The sequence below is a fragment of the Pseudomonas sp. S2_H01 genome (genome assembly GCF_054668305.1).
In genome coordinates, this window is record NZ_CP162756.1 from 1,757,378 (window position 1) to 1,775,189 (window position 17,812).

Annotated in this window: 15 protein-coding genes; 2 read left to right on the top strand and 13 right to left on the bottom strand. The window is 60.4% G+C overall.

The genetic code is table 11. The features are described 5' to 3' along the window. Window positions 1-92 precede the first annotated feature (92 nt). On the bottom strand, window positions 93-1,310 hold the full coding sequence (serB, locus tag AB4N84_RS07785) for a phosphoserine phosphatase SerB (protein WP_460045852.1): 1,218 nt from the start codon (window positions 1,308-1,310) through the stop codon (window positions 93-95). 131 nt (window positions 1,311-1,441) lie between these two features. On the opposite strand from serB, the gene AB4N84_RS07790 reads away from it, so the two are divergent. Further along, window positions 1,442-2,971 (top strand): histidine kinase, encoded by a 1,530-nt coding sequence (locus AB4N84_RS07790; protein WP_460045853.1) that lies wholly within the window; start codon window positions 1,442-1,444, stop codon window positions 2,969-2,971. 131 nt (window positions 2,972-3,102) lie between these two features. Here the strand turns inward: AB4N84_RS07790 and AB4N84_RS07795 are convergent, their stop codons facing one another. The 10 genes from AB4N84_RS07795 to AB4N84_RS07840 form a co-directional block, all read right to left on the bottom strand. Further along, window positions 3,103-3,810, bottom strand: a complete 708-nt coding sequence (locus AB4N84_RS07795; RefSeq protein ID WP_074751795.1) for a PqiC family protein — start codon at window positions 3,808-3,810, stop codon at window positions 3,103-3,105. Between the two features lie 181 nt (window positions 3,811-3,991). After that, window positions 3,992-6,250 carry a DNA topoisomerase IV subunit A gene (gene parC / locus AB4N84_RS07800; protein ID WP_074751793.1) on the bottom strand — a complete coding sequence of 753 codons (2,259 nt, stop codon included), beginning with the start codon at window positions 6,248-6,250 and terminating at the stop codon, window positions 3,992-3,994. Window positions 6,251-6,260: 10 nt separating this feature from the next. Continuing rightward, window positions 6,261-6,743 carry a retropepsin-like aspartic protease family protein gene (locus AB4N84_RS07805; protein WP_460046959.1) on the bottom strand — a complete coding sequence of 161 codons (483 nt, stop codon included), beginning with the start codon at window positions 6,741-6,743 and terminating at the stop codon, window positions 6,261-6,263. A 35-nt stretch (window positions 6,744-6,778) separates the two neighbouring features. Continuing rightward, window positions 6,779-7,756, bottom strand: coding sequence for an esterase-like activity of phytase family protein (locus AB4N84_RS07810; RefSeq protein WP_460045854.1), 978 nt, complete (start codon window positions 7,754-7,756; stop codon window positions 6,779-6,781). Then, window positions 7,756-9,660, bottom strand: a complete 1,905-nt coding sequence (gene parE / locus AB4N84_RS07815) for a DNA topoisomerase IV subunit B (RefSeq protein WP_074751787.1) — start codon at window positions 9,658-9,660, stop codon at window positions 7,756-7,758. Before parE ends, AB4N84_RS07810 begins: the two co-directional genes overlap by 1 nt. Before the next feature lie 89 nt (window positions 9,661-9,749). Continuing rightward, on the bottom strand, window positions 9,750-10,316 hold the full coding sequence (locus AB4N84_RS07820; protein ID WP_074752168.1) for a YqiA/YcfP family alpha/beta fold hydrolase: 567 nt from the start codon (window positions 10,314-10,316) through the stop codon (window positions 9,750-9,752). A 164-nt stretch (window positions 10,317-10,480) separates the two neighbouring features. Then, window positions 10,481-11,290, bottom strand: a complete 810-nt coding sequence (gene cpdA, locus AB4N84_RS07825; RefSeq protein WP_460045855.1) for a 3',5'-cyclic-AMP phosphodiesterase — start codon at window positions 11,288-11,290, stop codon at window positions 10,481-10,483. A gap of 80 nt (window positions 11,291-11,370) precedes the next feature. Beyond that, complete coding sequence (locus AB4N84_RS07830) at window positions 11,371-11,757, bottom strand: hypothetical protein (protein ID WP_074751783.1); 387 nt, start codon at window positions 11,755-11,757, stop codon at window positions 11,371-11,373. Between the two features lie 548 nt (window positions 11,758-12,305). Beyond that, window positions 12,306-12,758, bottom strand: coding sequence for a DUF1249 domain-containing protein (locus AB4N84_RS07835; RefSeq protein ID WP_074751781.1), 453 nt, complete (start codon window positions 12,756-12,758; stop codon window positions 12,306-12,308). Next, window positions 12,749-13,366, bottom strand: coding sequence for an NUDIX domain-containing protein (locus AB4N84_RS07840; protein ID WP_074751779.1), 618 nt, complete (start codon window positions 13,364-13,366; stop codon window positions 12,749-12,751). The genes AB4N84_RS07835 and AB4N84_RS07840 overlap by 10 nt, the downstream gene beginning before the upstream one ends. A 220-nt stretch (window positions 13,367-13,586) precedes the next feature. Between AB4N84_RS07840 and AB4N84_RS07845 the strand changes: the two genes are divergently transcribed. Then, window positions 13,587-14,333: an RsiV family protein gene (locus AB4N84_RS07845; RefSeq protein ID WP_074751777.1), complete on the top strand. Its 747-nt coding sequence runs from the start codon at window positions 13,587-13,589 to the stop codon at window positions 14,331-14,333. Here the strand turns inward: AB4N84_RS07845 and cytX are convergent. Then, window positions 14,302-15,591, bottom strand: coding sequence for a putative hydroxymethylpyrimidine transporter CytX (cytX, locus tag AB4N84_RS07850; RefSeq protein ID WP_460045856.1), 1,290 nt, complete (start codon window positions 15,589-15,591; stop codon window positions 14,302-14,304). The genes AB4N84_RS07845 and cytX overlap by 32 nt on opposite strands. A gap of 167 nt (window positions 15,592-15,758) precedes the next feature. Then, window positions 15,759-17,660, bottom strand: coding sequence for a phosphomethylpyrimidine synthase ThiC (gene thiC / locus AB4N84_RS07855; RefSeq protein WP_460045857.1), 1,902 nt, complete (start codon window positions 17,658-17,660; stop codon window positions 15,759-15,761). Window positions 17,661-17,812 lie beyond the last annotated feature (152 nt).

Here is a 17,812-nt window from a genome sequence, read left to right on the forward strand (position 1 = left end):
CGGCTTACTGGCGAAAGCGGCACGTCAGCGCCACTTTCTGTGTCTGGCACATCCCGTTCGCCAGCAAGCCGGCTTACACGTCATCCGTCTACTTAACGGTCACGCCCTTCCCGATCCCGAAACCCCAGCAGATACAGCACGCCATCCAGCCCCAGCGTCGAAATCGCCTGCTTGGCTGACTGCTTGACCAGCGGCTTGGCACGAAACGCGACGCCCAGTCCGGCTATCGCCAGCATCGGCAGGTCGTTCGCGCCGTCGCCGACTGCAATCGTCTGCTCCAGGCTCAAACCTTCCTTGCTGGCCAGTTCGCGCAGCAGATCGGCTTTGCGCTGTGCATCGACGATGGGCTCGACCGCGACGCCCGTGCATTTGCCATCGACCACTTCCAGCTCGTTAGCGAAGATGTAGTCGATACCCAGCTTGGCCTGCAGCTGACGTGCGAAGTAGGTAAAGCCGCCAGACAGAATCGCGGTTTTGTAACCCAGACGCTTGAGCTCGGCAAACAGGGTCTCGGCACCTTCAGTCAGCCGCAACGACGCGCCGATTTCGTCCAGAACCTTGATGTCCAGGCCCTTGAGCAACGCCAGCCGCTCTTTGAAGCTGGCGCGGAAATCCAGCTCACCGCGCATGGCGCGCTCGGTGATCTCCGACACACGGTCGCCAACCCCATGGGCCTTGGCCAGTTCGTCGATCACCTCGGCCTCGATCAGCGTCGAGTCCATGTCGAACACCGCCAGGCGGCGATTTCGACGAAACAGTGAGTCCTGCTGAAACGCGATATCGACGTTCAATTCCTGAGCCACGTGCAGAAATTCGGCGCGCATCTGCTGAGCGTCGGCAGGCTCGCCGCGCACGGAAAACTCGATGCAACCCTTGCCCTTGCCGCTCGGCATATCCAGCGGCATACGCCCGGAGAGACGATCGATACGGTCGATGTTCAGCCCGTATTTGGCGGTGATCGCGCTGACCGTCTGCAATTGTTCGGCCGTGACCTTGCGGGTCAGCAGCGTGACGATGTGCCGGTCCTTGCCCTGATCGTCGACCCAATGCTGGTAGTCGTCTTCGCTGACGTGGGTAAACAACACCTGCTGCCCCAGCTCGTCTGCCTTTACCTGGACCCGATCCAGCACAGTCGCACCGCTTTCGGTGTCCGGAATCTCGACCAGAATGCCGAACGACAGCGTGTCGTGGATCACGGCCTGACCAATATCCAGAACATCGACGCCACCGTCGGCCAGCACACCTGTAATGGCAGCCGTGAGACCCGGGCGGTCTTCACCGGTGATGTTTATCAGGACAATTTCGCGCAAGGCGCACCCCCGCAGTGGAAAAAAACCGCATTCTACTCACTTTCAGTGACCGCCGGGCACAGTGAGCGCTTTGCCGCTACTGGGTCGCTCGCTATACTGCGCCCCAACTTCTTCCAAGAGAGCCGTGCTCAGTGAACCGGCCCACGCCAGTAAAAACCGATAACTTCTTCTTGCTGATCTTCCGGGCATTGCGTCACCGACGTGTTCCGATTGCTTTGCGTATCGCCAGCCACAACGTGATCCTCGTCGCGCTGGCGCTGGTGATTTACGCCTGCGTCATGGGTTTGCAGTTCAAGCAAGCCATGCACGAACAGGCCGACGCACTGGGGCAGGCCCTGACCACGCAAACCGCGACCTCCGCCACGGAGCTGCTGGTGTCCAACGACATCCTCAGCCTCAACGTGTTGCTGGGTAACCTGGTGAAGAATCCGCTGGTCGCTCACGCCGCCATCTACAGCGTCGACAACCGCATTCTCGCGGAGGCCGGCCAGCGTCCGAAAAACGGGCTTCTGGGTGAGGCCGAAGGCCTTTACGAGATCAAGGTCACGTTCCAGGACGTCGTCGCAGGCACGCTTCGCATCAGCCTGGACATGAGCCAGTTCCAGCAACCCTTGACCATCAGCCTTCAAAGCATGGGCATTCTTGCCGGGATTCTGCTCGCGCTCGCACTCGCCTTGAGCCTGCGACTGGGGCGGCATATTTCGACCCCCATGCTGCAACTGCGCATGTGGTTGCGCTACATCGACCCGTACACCCCGGCGACTGACCGTCAGGACGAGATCGGCGACCTGGCGCGCCAGCTCAAGGCGTCCTATGCGCCGCCTGAGCCGGAACCCGCCCCTGTTCCGGAGCCTGAGCACGTCGACGAGGAGGAAGACGCTTCGCCCGAGTTCGATACCAGCGACCTGAACGACCCGGAATTCGACGACGCGCCCAAGCCGCGCGCCACCGCTATCCCTGCCCGCCGTATCGTGGCCGAGGAAGACGAGGACGACGAAGAAGATCCGTTCGCCGACCTGCGTGACCACTCGCCTGCCGTCCAGAAGCCTGCTCCACGCCCTGTGCTGCCTGTCGTGCCGTCCCAGCCGCAATACAGCGCCGTGCTGGCCGTCCAGCTGGGCTCGCAAGAGCAACTCCGTCGCCTGCCCCGCGCCCGGCTGACCGAGTTGCTGGAACGTTATCGCGACTGCATCGATCAGGCCGCCTCGCTCTACGACAGCGAACTGCACACCCTGAACGACGGCAGCTCTCTGATGGTCTTCAGTACGCAGGACAGCGGTGACGACTACCTGACCAACGCGATTTGCTGCGGCGAGTTGTTGCGCGCCCTCAGCCACGCGCTGCAGATCGAAGTCGCGGACAGCGGCATCACGCTGCAATTGCAGCTGGGCCTGACCCTCGGTGAAGGCCTGCACGGCATGAACCAGATCGACCTGCTGCTGACCGAAACCGCACAGGACGCACTGGCCTTGTCGCAGCATAGCCGCAACCTGCTGCTGGTCGAGCGCAAGATCAGCGAAGACCACACTATCCGTCAGCGTGCCCGCATCCGCCCGATCGCAAGTCCGGAAGGCGCCAGCTGCGTAGAGCGCCTGATGGAGCCCTACCCGTCGATGCTCGAACGCCAGCTTGCACGCATGCACGAGGCGCGTAAGGCCTGATTGTCTGGAAGGACAGGGCGTGGCTTGAATACCTACCTTGATGGCCTGCGGGCCATCAAGGTAGCGATCCCAACCCAGGCAACACCCACAAAAAAGCCCGCATCGCTGCGGGCTTTTTGTTTGCGCTTGATTTAGAAGCGGAACACTTCCAGATCAGTGCGGATCGGAGAAGCCATCGGAATCTTTGGCTTGTCCTGATCGGTACGGGTCTTGGCAGGCTGAGCGGCTTTCTTTGGCTCTTCAGCGACCAATGGCTGACTCGCGACCGGTTTGACGGCAGCGCTCAGTTGTTCGGCCAGACGTTGCAGCAACACGCCCTGAGCCTTGACCTGTGCTGCAGAAGTACCGGCATGCGGCTCTTCCAAATGAATCAGCTTGCTGTCGCGGACAGTGCCACGACGGTCCAACAGGCGCCATTGTGCGTCCAGGACCGCTGGCTGATTCTCACCCGAATCCAGACGCGTGATCGACAGCACGACTTGAACGTCTGGTGTGAAGTTGGCGGCCGCTGGCGCCATAACCACACGCTGGCTGTCGAGCTTCCACGCCAATTGGCGCAGGAGCAGTTGATCGATATCAGCAGACAAACTGCCCGCCCAACGACCGTCTGTCGAGGCGGTCAGGCTACCGTCAGCTTGACGCTGCAGTAATGTTTCACGTTGCAGATAGTCAGCAACGGAGACCGGGCCCAGCAAAACCGCAACCCCGGCACTTTGTTTAGGTTGCCCGGGATCGCCACTGTCCAGTTGGTAGAGCGATGTAGGTTGATGAACGCTGCACCCGGCCAAACCCAGAACGCCGGTCAACAACAGAACAAATGGAACGCGTAGAAAATTCATCATTCCGTCCAAGTGGACGCCGCACGGCGCGCCACACTGTCAAAGACTCAAGAAAACATGAAGGCACACAGCCACGCCCGCACCTCAAGACGACATATCATCCGTGAATATGCGCGATGACTCCAGCGATTCTGCGTCGATCTTCGTGACGAAACGAAGATCGAGCACTGAAATCTGCTGTTTACGTAGCGCTTTCCACCAACAACGCGTCTACACGCTGGAAGCCTCGCGGTAGCTTATTGCCACGTCGCCCACGCTCACCTTTGTAGTGCTCGAGGTCGTCCGGCTTCAGAGACAGCGTACGCTTGCCCGCTTGCAGCACCAGGGTCGCGCCCTCGGGAATGACGGCCAGATCGGTCACGTATTCCTCACGGCTCGCCACGCGCTCGCCCGGAATCCCGATGATCTTGTTGCCCTTGCCTTTGCCCAGTTGCGGCAGGTCGCTGATCTTGAACACCAGCAGACGACCTTCCGTCGTGACAGCGGCCAGCCAGTTCTGCTCACGATCAGGAACAGGCCGCGGCAGGATGACTTTTGCGCCGTTCGGGAGGCTCAACAACGCCTTGCCCGCCTTGTTCTTGGCCTGCAAGTCTTCGCCTTTGACCACGAAGCCGTAGCCCGCATCGGAGGCGATGACGTACAGCGCCTCATCATCCGGCAGTAACACGCACTCGAAGGTCGCCGCAGGTGGCGGTGTCAGACGGCCGGTCAACGGGTCACCCTGGCCCCGTGCCGATGGCAGCGTGTGCGCCGCCAGCGAGTAGCTGCGCCCGGTGGAGTCGATGAACACGGCGAACTGGTTGGAACGTCCAGCCGCCGCCGCTTTGAAGCCATCCCCCGCTTTGTATGAAAGCCCTGTTGCGTCGATGTCGTGGCCCTTGGCGCAACGCACCCAGCCTTTTTCCGACAGAACGACAGTCACAGGCTCAGTCGGCATCAGTTCGTTTTCAGACAGCGCTTTGGCTTCAGCGCGCGCGACAATCGGCGAGCGGCGGTCGTCGCCATAGGTTTGGGCATCGGCGAGCAATTCGGTACGGACCAGCTTGCGCAGCTTGGTCTCGCTGCCCAGCAGGGCCAGCAGCTTGGCTTGCTCCTTGAGCAGTTCATCCTGCTCGCTGCGCAGCTTCATCTCTTCCAGACGCGCCAATTGACGCAGACGGGTGTCGAGGATGTAGTCCGCCTGGATTTCCGACAGGTCGAAACGCGCGATCAGCTCGGCTTTCGGGTGCTCGGCGGTCCGGATGATGTGGATCACTTCGTCCAGATTCAGGTAGGCGGTGAGCAAACCTTCCAACAGGTGCAGGCGGCGTTCGACCTTGTCCAGACGGAACTGCAGACGACGACGCACCGTGGTGATCCGGAACTGCAACCACTCAGACAGCAGCGCTTTCAGGTTCTTGAGCTGCGGCTTGCCGTCCAGACCGATGATGTTGATGTTCACGCGGTAGCTGGATTCAAGCTCCGTGGTCGCGAACAGGTGCTGCATCAACTCTTCAGGATCGACGCGGTTGGAACGCGGAATGATCACGATCCGGCACGGATGCTCGTGGTCGGATTCGTCACGCAGGTCGGCGACCATCGGCAGTTTCTTGGCCTGCATCTGCCCGGCGATCTGCTCCAGCACCTTGGCGCCGGACACCTGGTGCGGCAGCGCCGTGACCACGATGTCGCCATCTTCGACGCGATACACGGCGCGCATGCGCACCGAGCCACGGCCGGTTTCGTAAATTTTCAGCAGGTCAGCGCGCGGCGTGATGATTTCCGCTTCGGTCGGATAATCCGGGCCTTGAACGTGCTCGCACAGCTCCTCGATGGTGGCTTTTGGCTCGTCCAGCAGGCGCACGCAAGCGGAAGCGACCTCGCGCAGGTTGTGCGGCGGAACGTCGGTCGCCATGCCCACGGCGATGCCGGTGGTGCCGTTGAGCAGGATGTTCGGCAAACGCGCCGGCAAAACGGCAGGTTCATCCAGCGTGCCGTCGAAGTTCGGCACCCAGTCCGCCGTGCCTTGGCCCAGCTCGGTGAGCAGCACTTCGGAGTAGCGCGACAGACGGGCTTCGGTGTAACGCATGGCCGCGAAGGACTTGGGATCATCCGGCGCACCCCAGTTGCCCTGGCCGTCCACCAGCGTGTAGCGATAGCTGAAAGACTGCGCCATCAGCACCATGGCTTCGTAGCAGGCCGAATCGCCGTGCGGGTGAAACTTACCGAGCACATCACCGACGGTACGCGCCGATTTCTTATGCTTGGCGTCGGCGTCCAGACCCAACTCGCTCATGGCGTAGATAATGCGCCGCTGTACGGGCTTCAAGCCGTCGCCGATGTGCGGCAGGGCGCGGTCCATGATCACGTACATCGAGTAGTTGAGATAGGCCTGTTCGGTGAAGTCAGCCAGTGACCGGCGTTCTACGCCGTCCAGGCTGAGGTCAAGGGAGTCGCTCATGCGGGCCTCATCATTTTGTCGTCTGACGCAGCAGCAATTTGCCACCGCGCTGTGTGAATTCGAGTTGTTTAACGGCGCTCATACCCAGCAGCACCTCGTCTCCGTCCAGACCGGGCACCACCAGGGCGCGCACGTTATTCAGGACGATATCGCCGATCTGCAATCGCTGCAGCGTGGTCCGAAAGGCTTCCGTACGACCGTTGGCCGTGCTGACCTCGACCCTGACACCGCGCTCAAGCCGCAGTGTGTCTGCAACGGCCTCCGGAATCGCGACGTTGGTCGCGCCCGTATCGAGCATGAACTGCACGGGACGCGCATTGATCTGCCCCGTCATGACGAAATGCCCTTGGCGATTGCTCGCCAGTTGCACTTCGACGTATCCGTCACCGTGTTCAGAGGTGACGTGGGTGTTCGGATTTTCCTGACGTTGCTCCCACTCACCAAAAAACCGCGTCGCCAGAAACAGCGCCGCGGCCCAGGCAATGATCAGCATCAGACGCCCGGCGCGCTTGCCGGGAAGCGCCTGAGTCAAGGCTTCGCACTCCAGCCACCTTCAGGCGCGGCAAAGCGCCACACAATGGGCCGCTTTTCACCATCGGCGCGGACACCGAAATTGTTGTCGGTTCCGACCCAGGCGCCCTTGTCGTCCACGATCAGGGCTTCGGTCAGGCCGTATTTCTGATCGTAAAGCCGGTTGGGTTGCAGTGCTTCCTTGGCAAACGACCAGCAGGTTTCCAACTGACCGGTTTCCAGGGTGCGCCGACAGATGCGATACGCCGCGCGTTCAAGGGTGAACAGCTTGCCCTTGTACAGCGAGATGTCGGAAAAATCCTTGGCGACCGACTTGCCCCCCAACTGCGGAGGCAAGACGTCAGTGCCCGACTCCACCCGCAGAATGCAACTGGCATCGCAGGCCCAACCGTCCTTGCCCAGATGCGCGGTCAACAGCCCGCGTTTCTCACGCTCTGCGGCCAGCCACAACCGGTCCCCTACAGGACTGACGGCAATGCCTTCGAAAATCGCATTGAAGTGCTGCAGCATGCCGGCGGATTGCGCCTCCTGAACCACCTTTTTCGGCAGCTCCAGCCAGCTTGGCGCGCCATTGACCGGGACCTTCAGCACCGTCGCGTAGGCCTCGCTCACCAGATAGCGATTACCGGCCGCATCACAGCTCACCCCTTCGAAATCCAGATCGCCACCACGAACCAGTGCGGACGCCTTGGCCATGGCGCGCAGCGTCGGTGATAAGCCGCTGTCGGGAATCGGCGGAATATCGAGGACCTGCGCCCGGGCCTTCCAGACGGTCGCTGAGGTATCGAGGCTGTACAGCAACGTGTCGTCGCGGTCCGACACCGTCCACAGCACACCGTTACACGACGCCAGACCGGACAGGTTTCCGCCAATCATGTCGTCGACCGGGTGCTCGGAAAGCAGCTTGAGCTCCGGCAGCGGCGCAGCGAAGACGGGAGTGGCGACCAGCAACAACGCGGCCAATCCGCCTCGCATCAAACCAGCACCTCGGCGAGGTTGCCCTTGGACTCAAGCCAGGTCTTGCGGTCGCCCGCGCGCTTTTTGGCCAGCAGCATGTCCATCATCTCCGAGGTCGCTTCGAAATCATCCAGCGTCAGCTGGACCAGACGACGGGTGTTCGGGTCCATGGTGGTTTCACGCAACTGCGGCGGGTTCATTTCACCCAGGCCTTTGAATCGGGTGACCTGTGGCTTGCCGCGCTTCTTCTCGGCGACCAGGCGATCAAGAATGCCATCACGCTCGGCCTCGTCGAGGGCGTAATAGATCTCTTTGCCCAAGTCGATGCGATACAGCGGCGGCATTGCGACGTAAACGTGGCCAGCATCGACCAGAGGGCGGAAATGCTGGACGAACAAAGCGCACAACAGCGTCGCGATGTGCAGGCCGTCGGAGTCGGCGTCGGCGAGGATGCAGATCTTGCCGTAACGCAGCTGGCTCATATCCGCTGCGCCCGGATCGACACCGATTGCGACCGCGATGTTGTGCACTTCCTGACTGGCGAGCACTTCGCCGCCGTCGACTTCCCAGGTGTTCAGAATCTTCCCGCGCAGCGGCAGGATGGCCTGGAATTCTTTGTCTCGCGCCTGTTTGGCGGAACCGCCTGCGGAATCACCCTCGACCAGAAACAGTTCGGCGCGCATCGGGTCCTGCCCCGCGCAATCCGCCAGTTTGCCCGGCAATGCAGGGCCCTGGGTGATGCGCTTGCGTTCGACCTTCTTGCTCGCCTTGAGACGACGACCGGCGTTGTTGATTGCCAGTTCGGCCAGCTGCATGCCCATTTCCGGGTGCGCGTTGAGCCACAGGCTGAAAGCGTCTTTGACCACGCCGGAGACGAACGCCGCCGCTTCGCGGGATGACAGTCGCTCCTTGGTCTGGCCGGAGAACTGCGGCTCCTGCATCTTCATCGACAGCACGAACGCGATGCGCTCCCAGACGTCTTCCGGCGCCAGCTTGACGCCGCGCGGCAGCAGGTTGCGGAACTCGCAGAATTCGCGCATTGCATCGAGCAGGCCCTGACGCAAGCCGTTGACGTGCGTGCCGCCCTGCGCGGTCGGGATCAGGTTGACGTAGCTTTCCTGAACGCTGTCGCCGCCTTCCGGCAGCCATAGCAACGCCCAGTCAACCGCTTCTTTGTTGCCCGCGAATGCGCCACAGAAGGGCTCGTCCGGCAGGCGAAGGAAGTCAGTGACCGAATCCTGCAGGTACGAGCGCAGGCCGTCTTCGTAATGCCACTCGACTTTCTCGCCGGTGCTTTTGTCTTCGAAGCTGACCAGCAACCCGGGACACAAAACGGCTTTGGCTTTCAGGACGTGCTTGAGGCGACTGACGGAAAACTTCGGGCTGTCGAAGTACTTGGGGTCCGGCGCGAAATACACGCTGGTGCCGGTGTTGCGCTTGCCTACCGTGCCGACGACCGCCAGTTCGCTGGCCTTGAAGCCGTCGGCAAAGGTCATTTCGTATTCGTTGCCATCACGCTTGACCCGCACCCGCACCTGGGTCGAGAGCGCGTTGACCACGGAAATCCCCACGCCGTGCAGACCGCCGGAAAACTGGTAGTTCTTGTTGGAAAACTTACCGCCCGCGTGAAGCTTGGTGAGGATCAGCTCGACGCCCGACACGCCCTCTTCCGGGTGAATGTCCACCGGCATGCCGCGGCCGTCATCGGCCACTTCCAGGGAGTTGTCGGCGTGGAGGATTACCTGAACCGATCTGGCGTGGCCGGCCAGGGCTTCGTCGACGCTGTTGTCGATGACTTCCTGGGCGAGGTGGTTCGGCCGCGTGGTGTCGGTGTACATGCCCGGCCGCTTGCGGACCGGGTCGAGGCCCGAGAGGACTTCGATGGCGTCTGCGTTATAAGAGCTAGCGCTGGGATTGGCCATGGGGTCTCGTCATCAAGTCGTTCATGAAATTTCGGAGTGACACTGTTCTACATGTTTGTTTCAGCAAAAGCTCGGTCCGGACGCGTTATTCACAGCGCCGACACGTCGATCGCCTGCAAAAGCGCCGGGGCGAAACCGGCAAAGCTCAGCAAGGCAGGCAGCTTCGAGATAAAACCCTGAAAGCTGTGATCACCGCCACCTTCGATGCGCAGGGCGCAGGCCCGGTAAAACGCTTGGGCGCGCCGGTAATCCAGCGTCTCGTCACCGGTCTGCAACCACACCTGGATGCGCTGCGGATCCTGTGGGGCGGGCACTTCAAGCTCAGCCAGCGCGTCTACGTGATCATGCGTCAGCTCCCAGCGTTCGCCGGTATACAGGTTTTGTTGGGTGCCCAGAAAACCGTCGAACAACTGATGCGGATTGACTGCAGGATTGATCAGCACCGCCTTCAGGCCATGCCGCTCAGCCAGGTGAGTCGCATAGTAGCCGCCGAGCGAGCTGCCGACCAGCAGTGGCCGACCGCCCAGTTCCTCGATGGCGCTCTCCAGTTGCGCCAACGCCTGACGCGGATGATGGTGCAGCTCTGGCACTCGCAACTGCTCGCTCAACCCCAGGGTTTTCATCAGTTCAGCCAGCTGTGTGGCTTTTTTCGACATCGCCGAGCTGTTCAAACCGTGTATATAAAGAAGCGTCGGGTGATCCTGGTTCACGCGGTTATCTCCAGAAGCAGCGCATCAACACGCAAAGCCACGCAGTTTACAGGGACAACCGGGGGAAAACTCGTTTGTTGATCAACCGCTGGGGGCTCGAAGCATTTCCATTAATAACCGGCACCGCTGAGGTCGACCTCGAACAGACTGGGGTCAATCCGCGAGACGCCCGTTTCGACACGGCCGTCATCGTGCAGCCGCAACCAGCGATAACCCGGCGCCAGCGCGTCGAGCCTGAAATCCTCACTATTGGGCGCGAACTGAATGCAGGTGGACGGCGACGCCATCAACCTCAAGCCGTCACGTTGCTGGTCGTATTCCTGATGCACATGGCCCCAGAGCAGCGCCCGGGCGTGTGGAAAACGTTCCAGCACCGAGAACAGCGCCTCGGGGTTACGCAGCCCGATCGGCTCCATCCATGCCGCGCCAATGGGGACCGGATGATGATGCAGGCAAACCAAATGATGACGTTGCGGGGCTTCGCTCAATGCCTGGGCAAGCAGTTGCAGTTGTTTGTCTTCGAGATAACCCGGCACCGAGCCTGAAACGGCAGAGTCCAGCATCGTGATACGCCAGTTTCCGACGTCCACGACAGGCTCAAGAAAGTCACTCTGCTGAGCGGCAATCGCCATTTCCCGAAGTTCGTCATGGTTGCCAGGCAGCCAGCGTTTGGGCGCGGACAGGCGTTCACTCGACTCACGAAACGCCTGATACGACTCGATGGAGCCATCCTGGGACAAATCGCCGGTGGCGAGCACCAGGTCGATGTCCGGCTGCTCGGCCAGCACCCGATCAACGACGGCGTTCAGGCTGTCGCGCGTGGCCATGCCCAAGAGCTTGCCGTCCGCTTCAGCAAACAGGTGACTGTCCGACAGTTGCACCACCAGGACGGAGGACGAATTCAGAGGTGTGCTCGGCAATGGCCATCTCCTTGAGCAGGTCTGGCCGGATTATGGTGGCTGGAGCGCCGACGGGCAAATGCCGAAGTGAGCGGCAGCTCTCAGTTATCACGCCCGGGACTTCGAGCACGCCAATAATTGCTTATCCTCCGGAACATTTTGTCGGCGTAGTAACCACCAAGGGGAAAGCCGATTGCTCCACTTAGAAAAAGCCAAGGTAAGACTTTTTCATAGCTGGTATCAGGAAAAAAGAACATCAGGGGTGTAGGACCAATCAACCCTGCCGACATCCCGCCTACGCCTCCCAATGACCAGCCCCATGAGACGTAACGCGATATTGATGCGCCCAAAAGAAAGCCCGTCAAGAATACAGATCCGGTAGCGAGCGCCGACGCTGGCTCACCGGGCGGAACAAAGAAAATCTCGAAGAAAAAATTGACGACCGCGCCTATAACGACACCATAGACGATTAGTTTTATTAGTTTCATTCCCACCTCGCGGGGCAGTTACTAAAGATCGAATCCTCCGCCCCACCCGCCAGGAAAATATCTTCTACATAACTCACGCAATTACTGGGAATAGCAAGCCAATACCATATATTGGCACTTAGCGATTCAATTTTTCTTTGAGCACCTTCGGGATTGGGAATGTGGACCCTGCGCCTGAAAAGTTCAGTCTTCCCTCCCTCTTTCGAATATCGTTGGTAACCCGCTTCAGTGAGGTGAAAGGGCCGATTCCAACCATGAACATGAAAGTAGTGATAACCAGCCTTTAGTAAAGCATGGCCACAAAAATTCATCCCGTCACCACTCACAACCACTAGCCAAGTGTCATTCCAGTCAAACGGAATTGCATGACAGGAATAAAGATGAGTTCCAAGATAAGCCATGAGCACGACCTCAAAGAAAAGATCGTGCAAACCTAGCTTTAGGAAAGCTAAAAAATAAAGCCAAAAAACATCGCAACACAACTTTCAGAAACAGCCTACAAGGCGGGAAGACTTGAGAGTCAAGCTAACTGGAAAAGCCCTACAACTTCAGCGCACCGACTCAAACTCATGCCCGCACGCCAGGCAGTGACTCAACCATTCCCCCAGGAAGAGATTGAGCTGGGCCTTTTCATCCGGTTGATGCATATCGGCATTGGGGTACGGGTAGATGCCGCGGAAACGCCGAGCGTGTTCGGCGCCGATGACTTCCGCCATGCGAGCGTCATGATAAACCTGTACTTCCAGCACGGGCACCGGCAGCCATGGCAGGCTGTGTTCCTGGCGCACTTGCAGCGTGGTGGTGTACGGACAGTCGAGAATCACTTCGACCGCCAGCACGCCCAGCATCTGATCGCCTTGGGTGACGGCCACCCGGCGGGAACGTTGTTCATTGCGCATGTCAGGCAACAAACGCATCAAGCGCGCGTAGTTCGCCTCACAGGCTGCTTGCAGCCCGGCAAGGTCGACACGGTAGCGCTCGCGCAGAAGATTCACGACCACAGCCCCCTGATTTCGGCGCGATTAAGCGCCAGCCACTGTATTGCGATGATAGCTGCCGCGTTGACAATGCGTCCGTCTTTCACGGCTTGCATCGCGTCATCGAATGACCAGACCGACACACGGATGTCCTCGGCCTCTTCCTCCAGCCCGTGCAACCCACCAGCCCCCTCGCTTTCACATTTACCCAGGTACAAATGAACGAATTCGTTACTGCCACCGGGCGACGGAAAGTATTTGGTAATCGGCCACAACGCGCTGAAGACAAGCCCAGCTTCCTCCTCTCCTTCGCGGTGAGCAACCTCTTCAGGCTCCTCTTTTTTGTCGATCAGGCCGGCGACCATTTCGATCAGCCACGGGTTGGAATGCTTGCCGATCACGCCAACACGGAACTGCTCGATCAACACCACTTCGTCTCGCCGGGCGTCGTAGGGCAGAACGCAGACAGCGTCGTGACGCACGAACAGTTCGCGCTTGATTTCCGGGCTCATGCCGCCGTCGAACAGCTCGTGGCGCAGGTGCAGACGGTCCAGCTGATAGAACCCCTTGAAGCAGGTTTCACGGTGGGTGATCTCGTGCTTCGTCGGCGTCGATTTAGTCGTGTCGGTCATACATTTCTCACTGCTGAGCACTTGAGTCTTCGCGCCATCCTAACGTGCCAACACGCGGGATGCAGCCCCTCGTTCGGGCAAAACAGGCACTCAGGGTAGACGAGGGCAAGCGAAAGGCACTCTAATCCGTCCAGTGGCGAACTGATTGCGCCACACGTAGTCGAAGCTGGTTGCCGTTACTGCTCAGTGATGGCCCTTTATGCCAACGCCAAGGATCAACATGTCGTTTCTGAAGATCATTTCACTGGCCTGCCTGGCCCTGATACTGGGCGCCTGCCAGAGCCTTTTCCAGCCCAATTATCGCAGTCCGCTGACCGTTCAGCGCGACGCATCCGAATTGGTCAAACCCGGCTGCAGCACCGACGACTGCCCGCTGGTGAACATCGACACCGTGCACTTCCCGGACGAGCCGAAACTGGACGCCATCACCCAGCGGACCCTGCTGCAACTGACGCGCAGCGATACCGACGGCCCGGTACCGCCGACGCTCAAGGATTATCAAGAGCAATTCCTGAGCCGCGCCCAGCCACGCAACAGCAGCTATCTGCAGGCAAAAGTACGCGAGCAGCATGACGGTATCGTGGTGGTCGAGCTGTCGAGCTATCTGGACACCGGCGGTGCCCACGGCAATCCGGGCCGCGCCTTCATCAACTACTCCCGCCAGCAACAACGCGTCCTGACACTGAGCGACATGCTGGTGCCGGGCCAGGAAGCGGCGTTCTGGGACAAAGCCGAACTCGCGCATCAGGCCTGGCAGATCAGCACCAAGCTGGACAAGGACACCGAGTTTCAGAAGATGTGGCCATTCAAGCGAACTTCCAACGTCGCCCTGACGTACGGTGCAGTGATCCTGAAATACCCGGTCACCACGATCGCCCCCTACGCCATGGGCCACATCGAGCTGAAGATTCCTTACCCTCAGCTCAACGGCATCATCAAGCCGGAACTGTTCCCCGGCCGGAGCTGATCGCTTTACTCAACACCAGTTGCAACACGCCGGCCACGATGAGGGCCGGCAGTGTTGCACCGACGTTCGGGTACAGATTCGCAAGCACGTGGTAGGTGGCGATGCCGCCCACCCAGGCCAGCAAGGTCATCCAGCGTAATCCCACTGTCGCGGCGCCATGGCTGCGACGACGCAGGATGAAGTGATCCACCAGCACCACGCCGAACAGCGGCGCAAACACCGAACCGATCAGCAGCAGGAAATTCTGGTATTGCGCCAATGGCGCGAAACAGGCGATCAGCGTGCAGAGAATGCCGATGGCCAACGCCAGATGCTCGACCTTGGCTTTCAACAGAATCCCGCTGGAGACCGCTGCCGAGTGAATGTCGGCGAATGCGTTTTCCGATTCGTCGAGCAGGATCAATAGCAACGGAATGCCCATGCCCGCGCCGGCCAGCGCCAGCAACAACGCATTCGCCTCACCGCTTGGCGCGAACGCCAGGGTGTAGGCGACGCCCAGTGTCATCAACCAGAAGTTGCCCAGGAAAAAGCCCAGCACGGTGCCACCGAAGACGCCGGTTGCGCGCTTGCCGAATCGGGAATAGTCGGCAATCAGCGGCAACCAGGAGAGCGGCATGGCGATGGCGATGTCGAAACCGACGGCGAACGGCAGCGAACCGTCTCCGGCGCGCGCCCACAACGCCGACAGGTCGGCTTTGGCGAACAGGTTCCAGGTCAGCCAGACGCACGCGGCGAGCAACAACCAGATGCCCCACTTGCGCAAAATCTGCCGCACGAAGGTGAGCGGTCCGCTGACGGCGAGCAGGGTGGCGAGCGCGCCGAAGATCAACGTCCAGAGCAGCGGGTTGGCCCATAGGCTGGAGGCTGAAAACGCACCCGCGCCGAGCAGACTGGCCGCGTCACGCATGACGATGATTTCGAATGAACCCCAGCCCACCAGTTGCAGCAGGTTGAGAATCGCAGGCAGCGCCGCGCCCTTGCTGCCCAGGCTGAGTTTGAGCGCGGCCATGGACGAAAGGCCCGTGTCGCTGCCGATCACGCCAACCGCCGCGAGCAGCAGAACGCCCACCAGCGTGCCGAGGAAGATCGCCAGCATCGAGCCGGACATGCCCAGCCCCTGCGCCAGCAGCGCGCCGGTCTGCAGGACCATCAGGCCGATGCCGAGGGAGAACCACAGGGAAAACAGATCGCGCCCGCCAAAGACCCGCTTGCTGGCGGGGACGGGGATATCAGGTGAGTAAGTGCCGGGTGTGTTCACGTTGTTATCTCGGAGGAACATTTTTAGTTATTTACGGGGAATCCGCCTGATGATCGTTCCCACGCTCCGCGTTGGAATGCATGCCCGGACGCTCCGCGTCCCCTGTGACGCGGAGCGTCACCAAAGGCATTACCCCGCAGAGCGTGGGAACGATCAATCGTCAGGCCTTAAACCTTCTTGTAAAGCTGACTGCCTTCCTGCTTGAACCGCTCGGCCTGCTCACGCATGCCCTCGGCCACAGACAGGTCCACCGCCTCGATCTTCTGGTTGGCCGCGTAGTCGCGGACTTCCTGGGTAATCTTCATCGAGCAGAATTTCGGCCCGCACATCGAGCAGAAATGCGCGACCTTGGCCGAGTCCTTCGGCAGGGTTTCGTCGTGGTAGGCACGTGCCGTGTCCGGGTCCAGACCAAGGTTGAACTGGTCTTCCCAGCGGAACTCGAAGCGCGCCTTGCTCAAGGCATTGTCGCGAATCTGCGCGCCCGGATGCCCTTTCGCCAGGTCAGCGGCGTGGGCCGCGATCTTGTACGTAATGATCCCGGTCTTCACGTCATCCTTATTGGGCAGACCCAAGTGTTCCTTCGGCGTCACGTAGCACAGCATCGCGCACCCGAACCAGCCGATCATGGCCGCCCCGATGCCCGAGGTGATGTGGTCGTAACCCGGTGCGATGTCGGTGGTCAGCGGGCCGAGGGTGTAGAACGGCGCCTCGTCACAGCACTCCAGCTGCTTGTCCATATTCTCTTTGATCAACTGCATCGGCACATGGCCGGGGCCTTCGATCATGCATTGCACGTCGTGCTTCCAGGCGATCTTGGTCAGTTCGCCAAGGGTTTCCAGCTCGCCGAATTGCGCTTCGTCGTTGGCGTCGGCAATCGAGCCCGGACGCAAGCCGTCACCCAGCGAGAAACTGACGTCGTAGGCCTTCATGATTTCGCAGATTTCGTCGAAGTGCGTGTAGAGGAAGTTTTCCTTGTGGTGCGCCAGGCACCACTTGGCCATGATCGAGCCGCCCCGGCTGACGATCCCGGTGACGCGCTTGGCGGTCAGCGGCACGTAGCGCAGCAGCACGCCAGCGTGAATGGTGAAGTAGTCGACGCCCTGCTCCGCTTGCTCGATCAGCGTGTCGCGGAACAGCTCCCACGTCAGGTCCTCGGCCACACCGCCGACCTTCTCCAGCGCCTGATAAATCGGCACGGTGCCGATCGGCACCGGCGAGTTGCGGATGATCCACTCGCGGGTTTCGTGAATGTGTTTGCCGGTGGACAAGTCCATCACGGTGTCAGAACCCCAGCGAATGCCCCACGTCAGCTTGGCCACTTCTTCTTCGATGGACGAACCCAGCGCACTGTTGCCGATGTTGCCATTGATCTTCACCAGGAAGTTACGGCCGATGATCATCGGCTCCAGCTCAACGTGGTTGATGTTGGCTGGAATGATCGCGCGGCCGCGGGCAATTTCCTCGCGCACGAACTCAGGGGTGATCTCTTTCGGAATGCTCGCGCCGAAGCTGTGACCGCCGTGCTGCTGCGTCAACAGGCCGGCGGCGCGGGCCTCTTGCAGCTTCATGTTCTCGCGGATGGCGACGTATTCCATCTCGGCGGTGATGATGCCCTGACGCGCATAGTGCATCTGGCTGACGTTCGCACCGGCCTTGGCCCGACGCGGGTTGCGCACATGGGCGAAACGCAGCTTGGTCAGTTCGGCATCGGCCAGGCGCTGCTGACCAAAGTTGGAACTCAGACCGTCGAGACGCTCGGTATCGCCACGAGATTCGATCCATGCCGAGCGGACATCGCCCAAGCCTTTGCGCACATCGATGACGACGTTGGGATCGGTGTAGGGCCCTGAGGTGTCGTACACGCAAACCGGCGCATTAATCTCGCCGTCGCTATTTGCTCCTGAGAAACCGGTAGGCGTGACGTCCAGACTGATCTCTCGCATGGGCACGCGGATGTCAGGACGGGAGCCCTGAACGTAGATTTTCTGCGAGCGGGTGAACGGCTGAACCGACCCCGAATCGACCTGGGCGGACTCACTCAGATTGGCGTTTTTTAGTCTTGTGCTCATCACGGGCTCTCCAGACATCATATTGCGGCGCAATGGATTGTCGGAGCTTGAGCCTGATTCGAACGGACGGAGGCACCCTGAGACGACACGGATGCTGAGAATCGAATAACGAGGGCTGTTCAGAAAATGAACAATGACGACCCCGGACGACA

Excerpts from the sequence above, each read along its gene's own strand:
- AB4N84_RS07830 (WP_074751783.1), bottom strand. The coding sequence starts at position 11,757 with ATGAAACTAATAAAACTAATCGTCTATGGTGTCGTTATAGGCGCGGTC.
- AB4N84_RS07795 (WP_074751795.1), bottom strand. The coding sequence starts at position 3,810 with ATGAATTTTCTACGCGTTCCATTTGTTCTGTTGTTGACCGGCGTTCTG.
- AB4N84_RS07820 (WP_074752168.1), bottom strand. The coding sequence starts at position 10,316 with ATGTCGAAAAAAGCCACACAGCTGGCTGAACTGATGAAAACCCTGGGG.
- thiC (WP_460045857.1), bottom strand. The coding sequence starts at position 17,660 with ATGAGCACAAGACTAAAAAACGCCAATCTGAGTGAGTCCGCCCAGGTC.
- AB4N84_RS07805 (WP_460046959.1), bottom strand. The coding sequence starts at position 6,743 with ATGCTGATCATTGCCTGGGCCGCGGCGCTGTTTCTGGCGACGCGGTTT.
- parE (WP_074751787.1), bottom strand. The coding sequence starts at position 9,660 with ATGGCCAATCCCAGCGCTAGCTCTTATAACGCAGACGCCATCGAAGTC.
- AB4N84_RS07845 (WP_074751777.1), top strand. The coding sequence starts at position 13,587 with ATGTCGTTTCTGAAGATCATTTCACTGGCCTGCCTGGCCCTGATACTG.
- parC (WP_074751793.1), bottom strand. The coding sequence starts at position 6,250 with ATGAGCGACTCCCTTGACCTCAGCCTGGACGGCGTAGAACGCCGGTCA.
- AB4N84_RS07840 (WP_074751779.1), bottom strand. The coding sequence starts at position 13,366 with ATGACCGACACGACTAAATCGACGCCGACGAAGCACGAGATCACCCAC.
- AB4N84_RS07810 (WP_460045854.1), bottom strand. The coding sequence starts at position 7,756 with ATGCGAGGCGGATTGGCCGCGTTGTTGCTGGTCGCCACTCCCGTCTTC.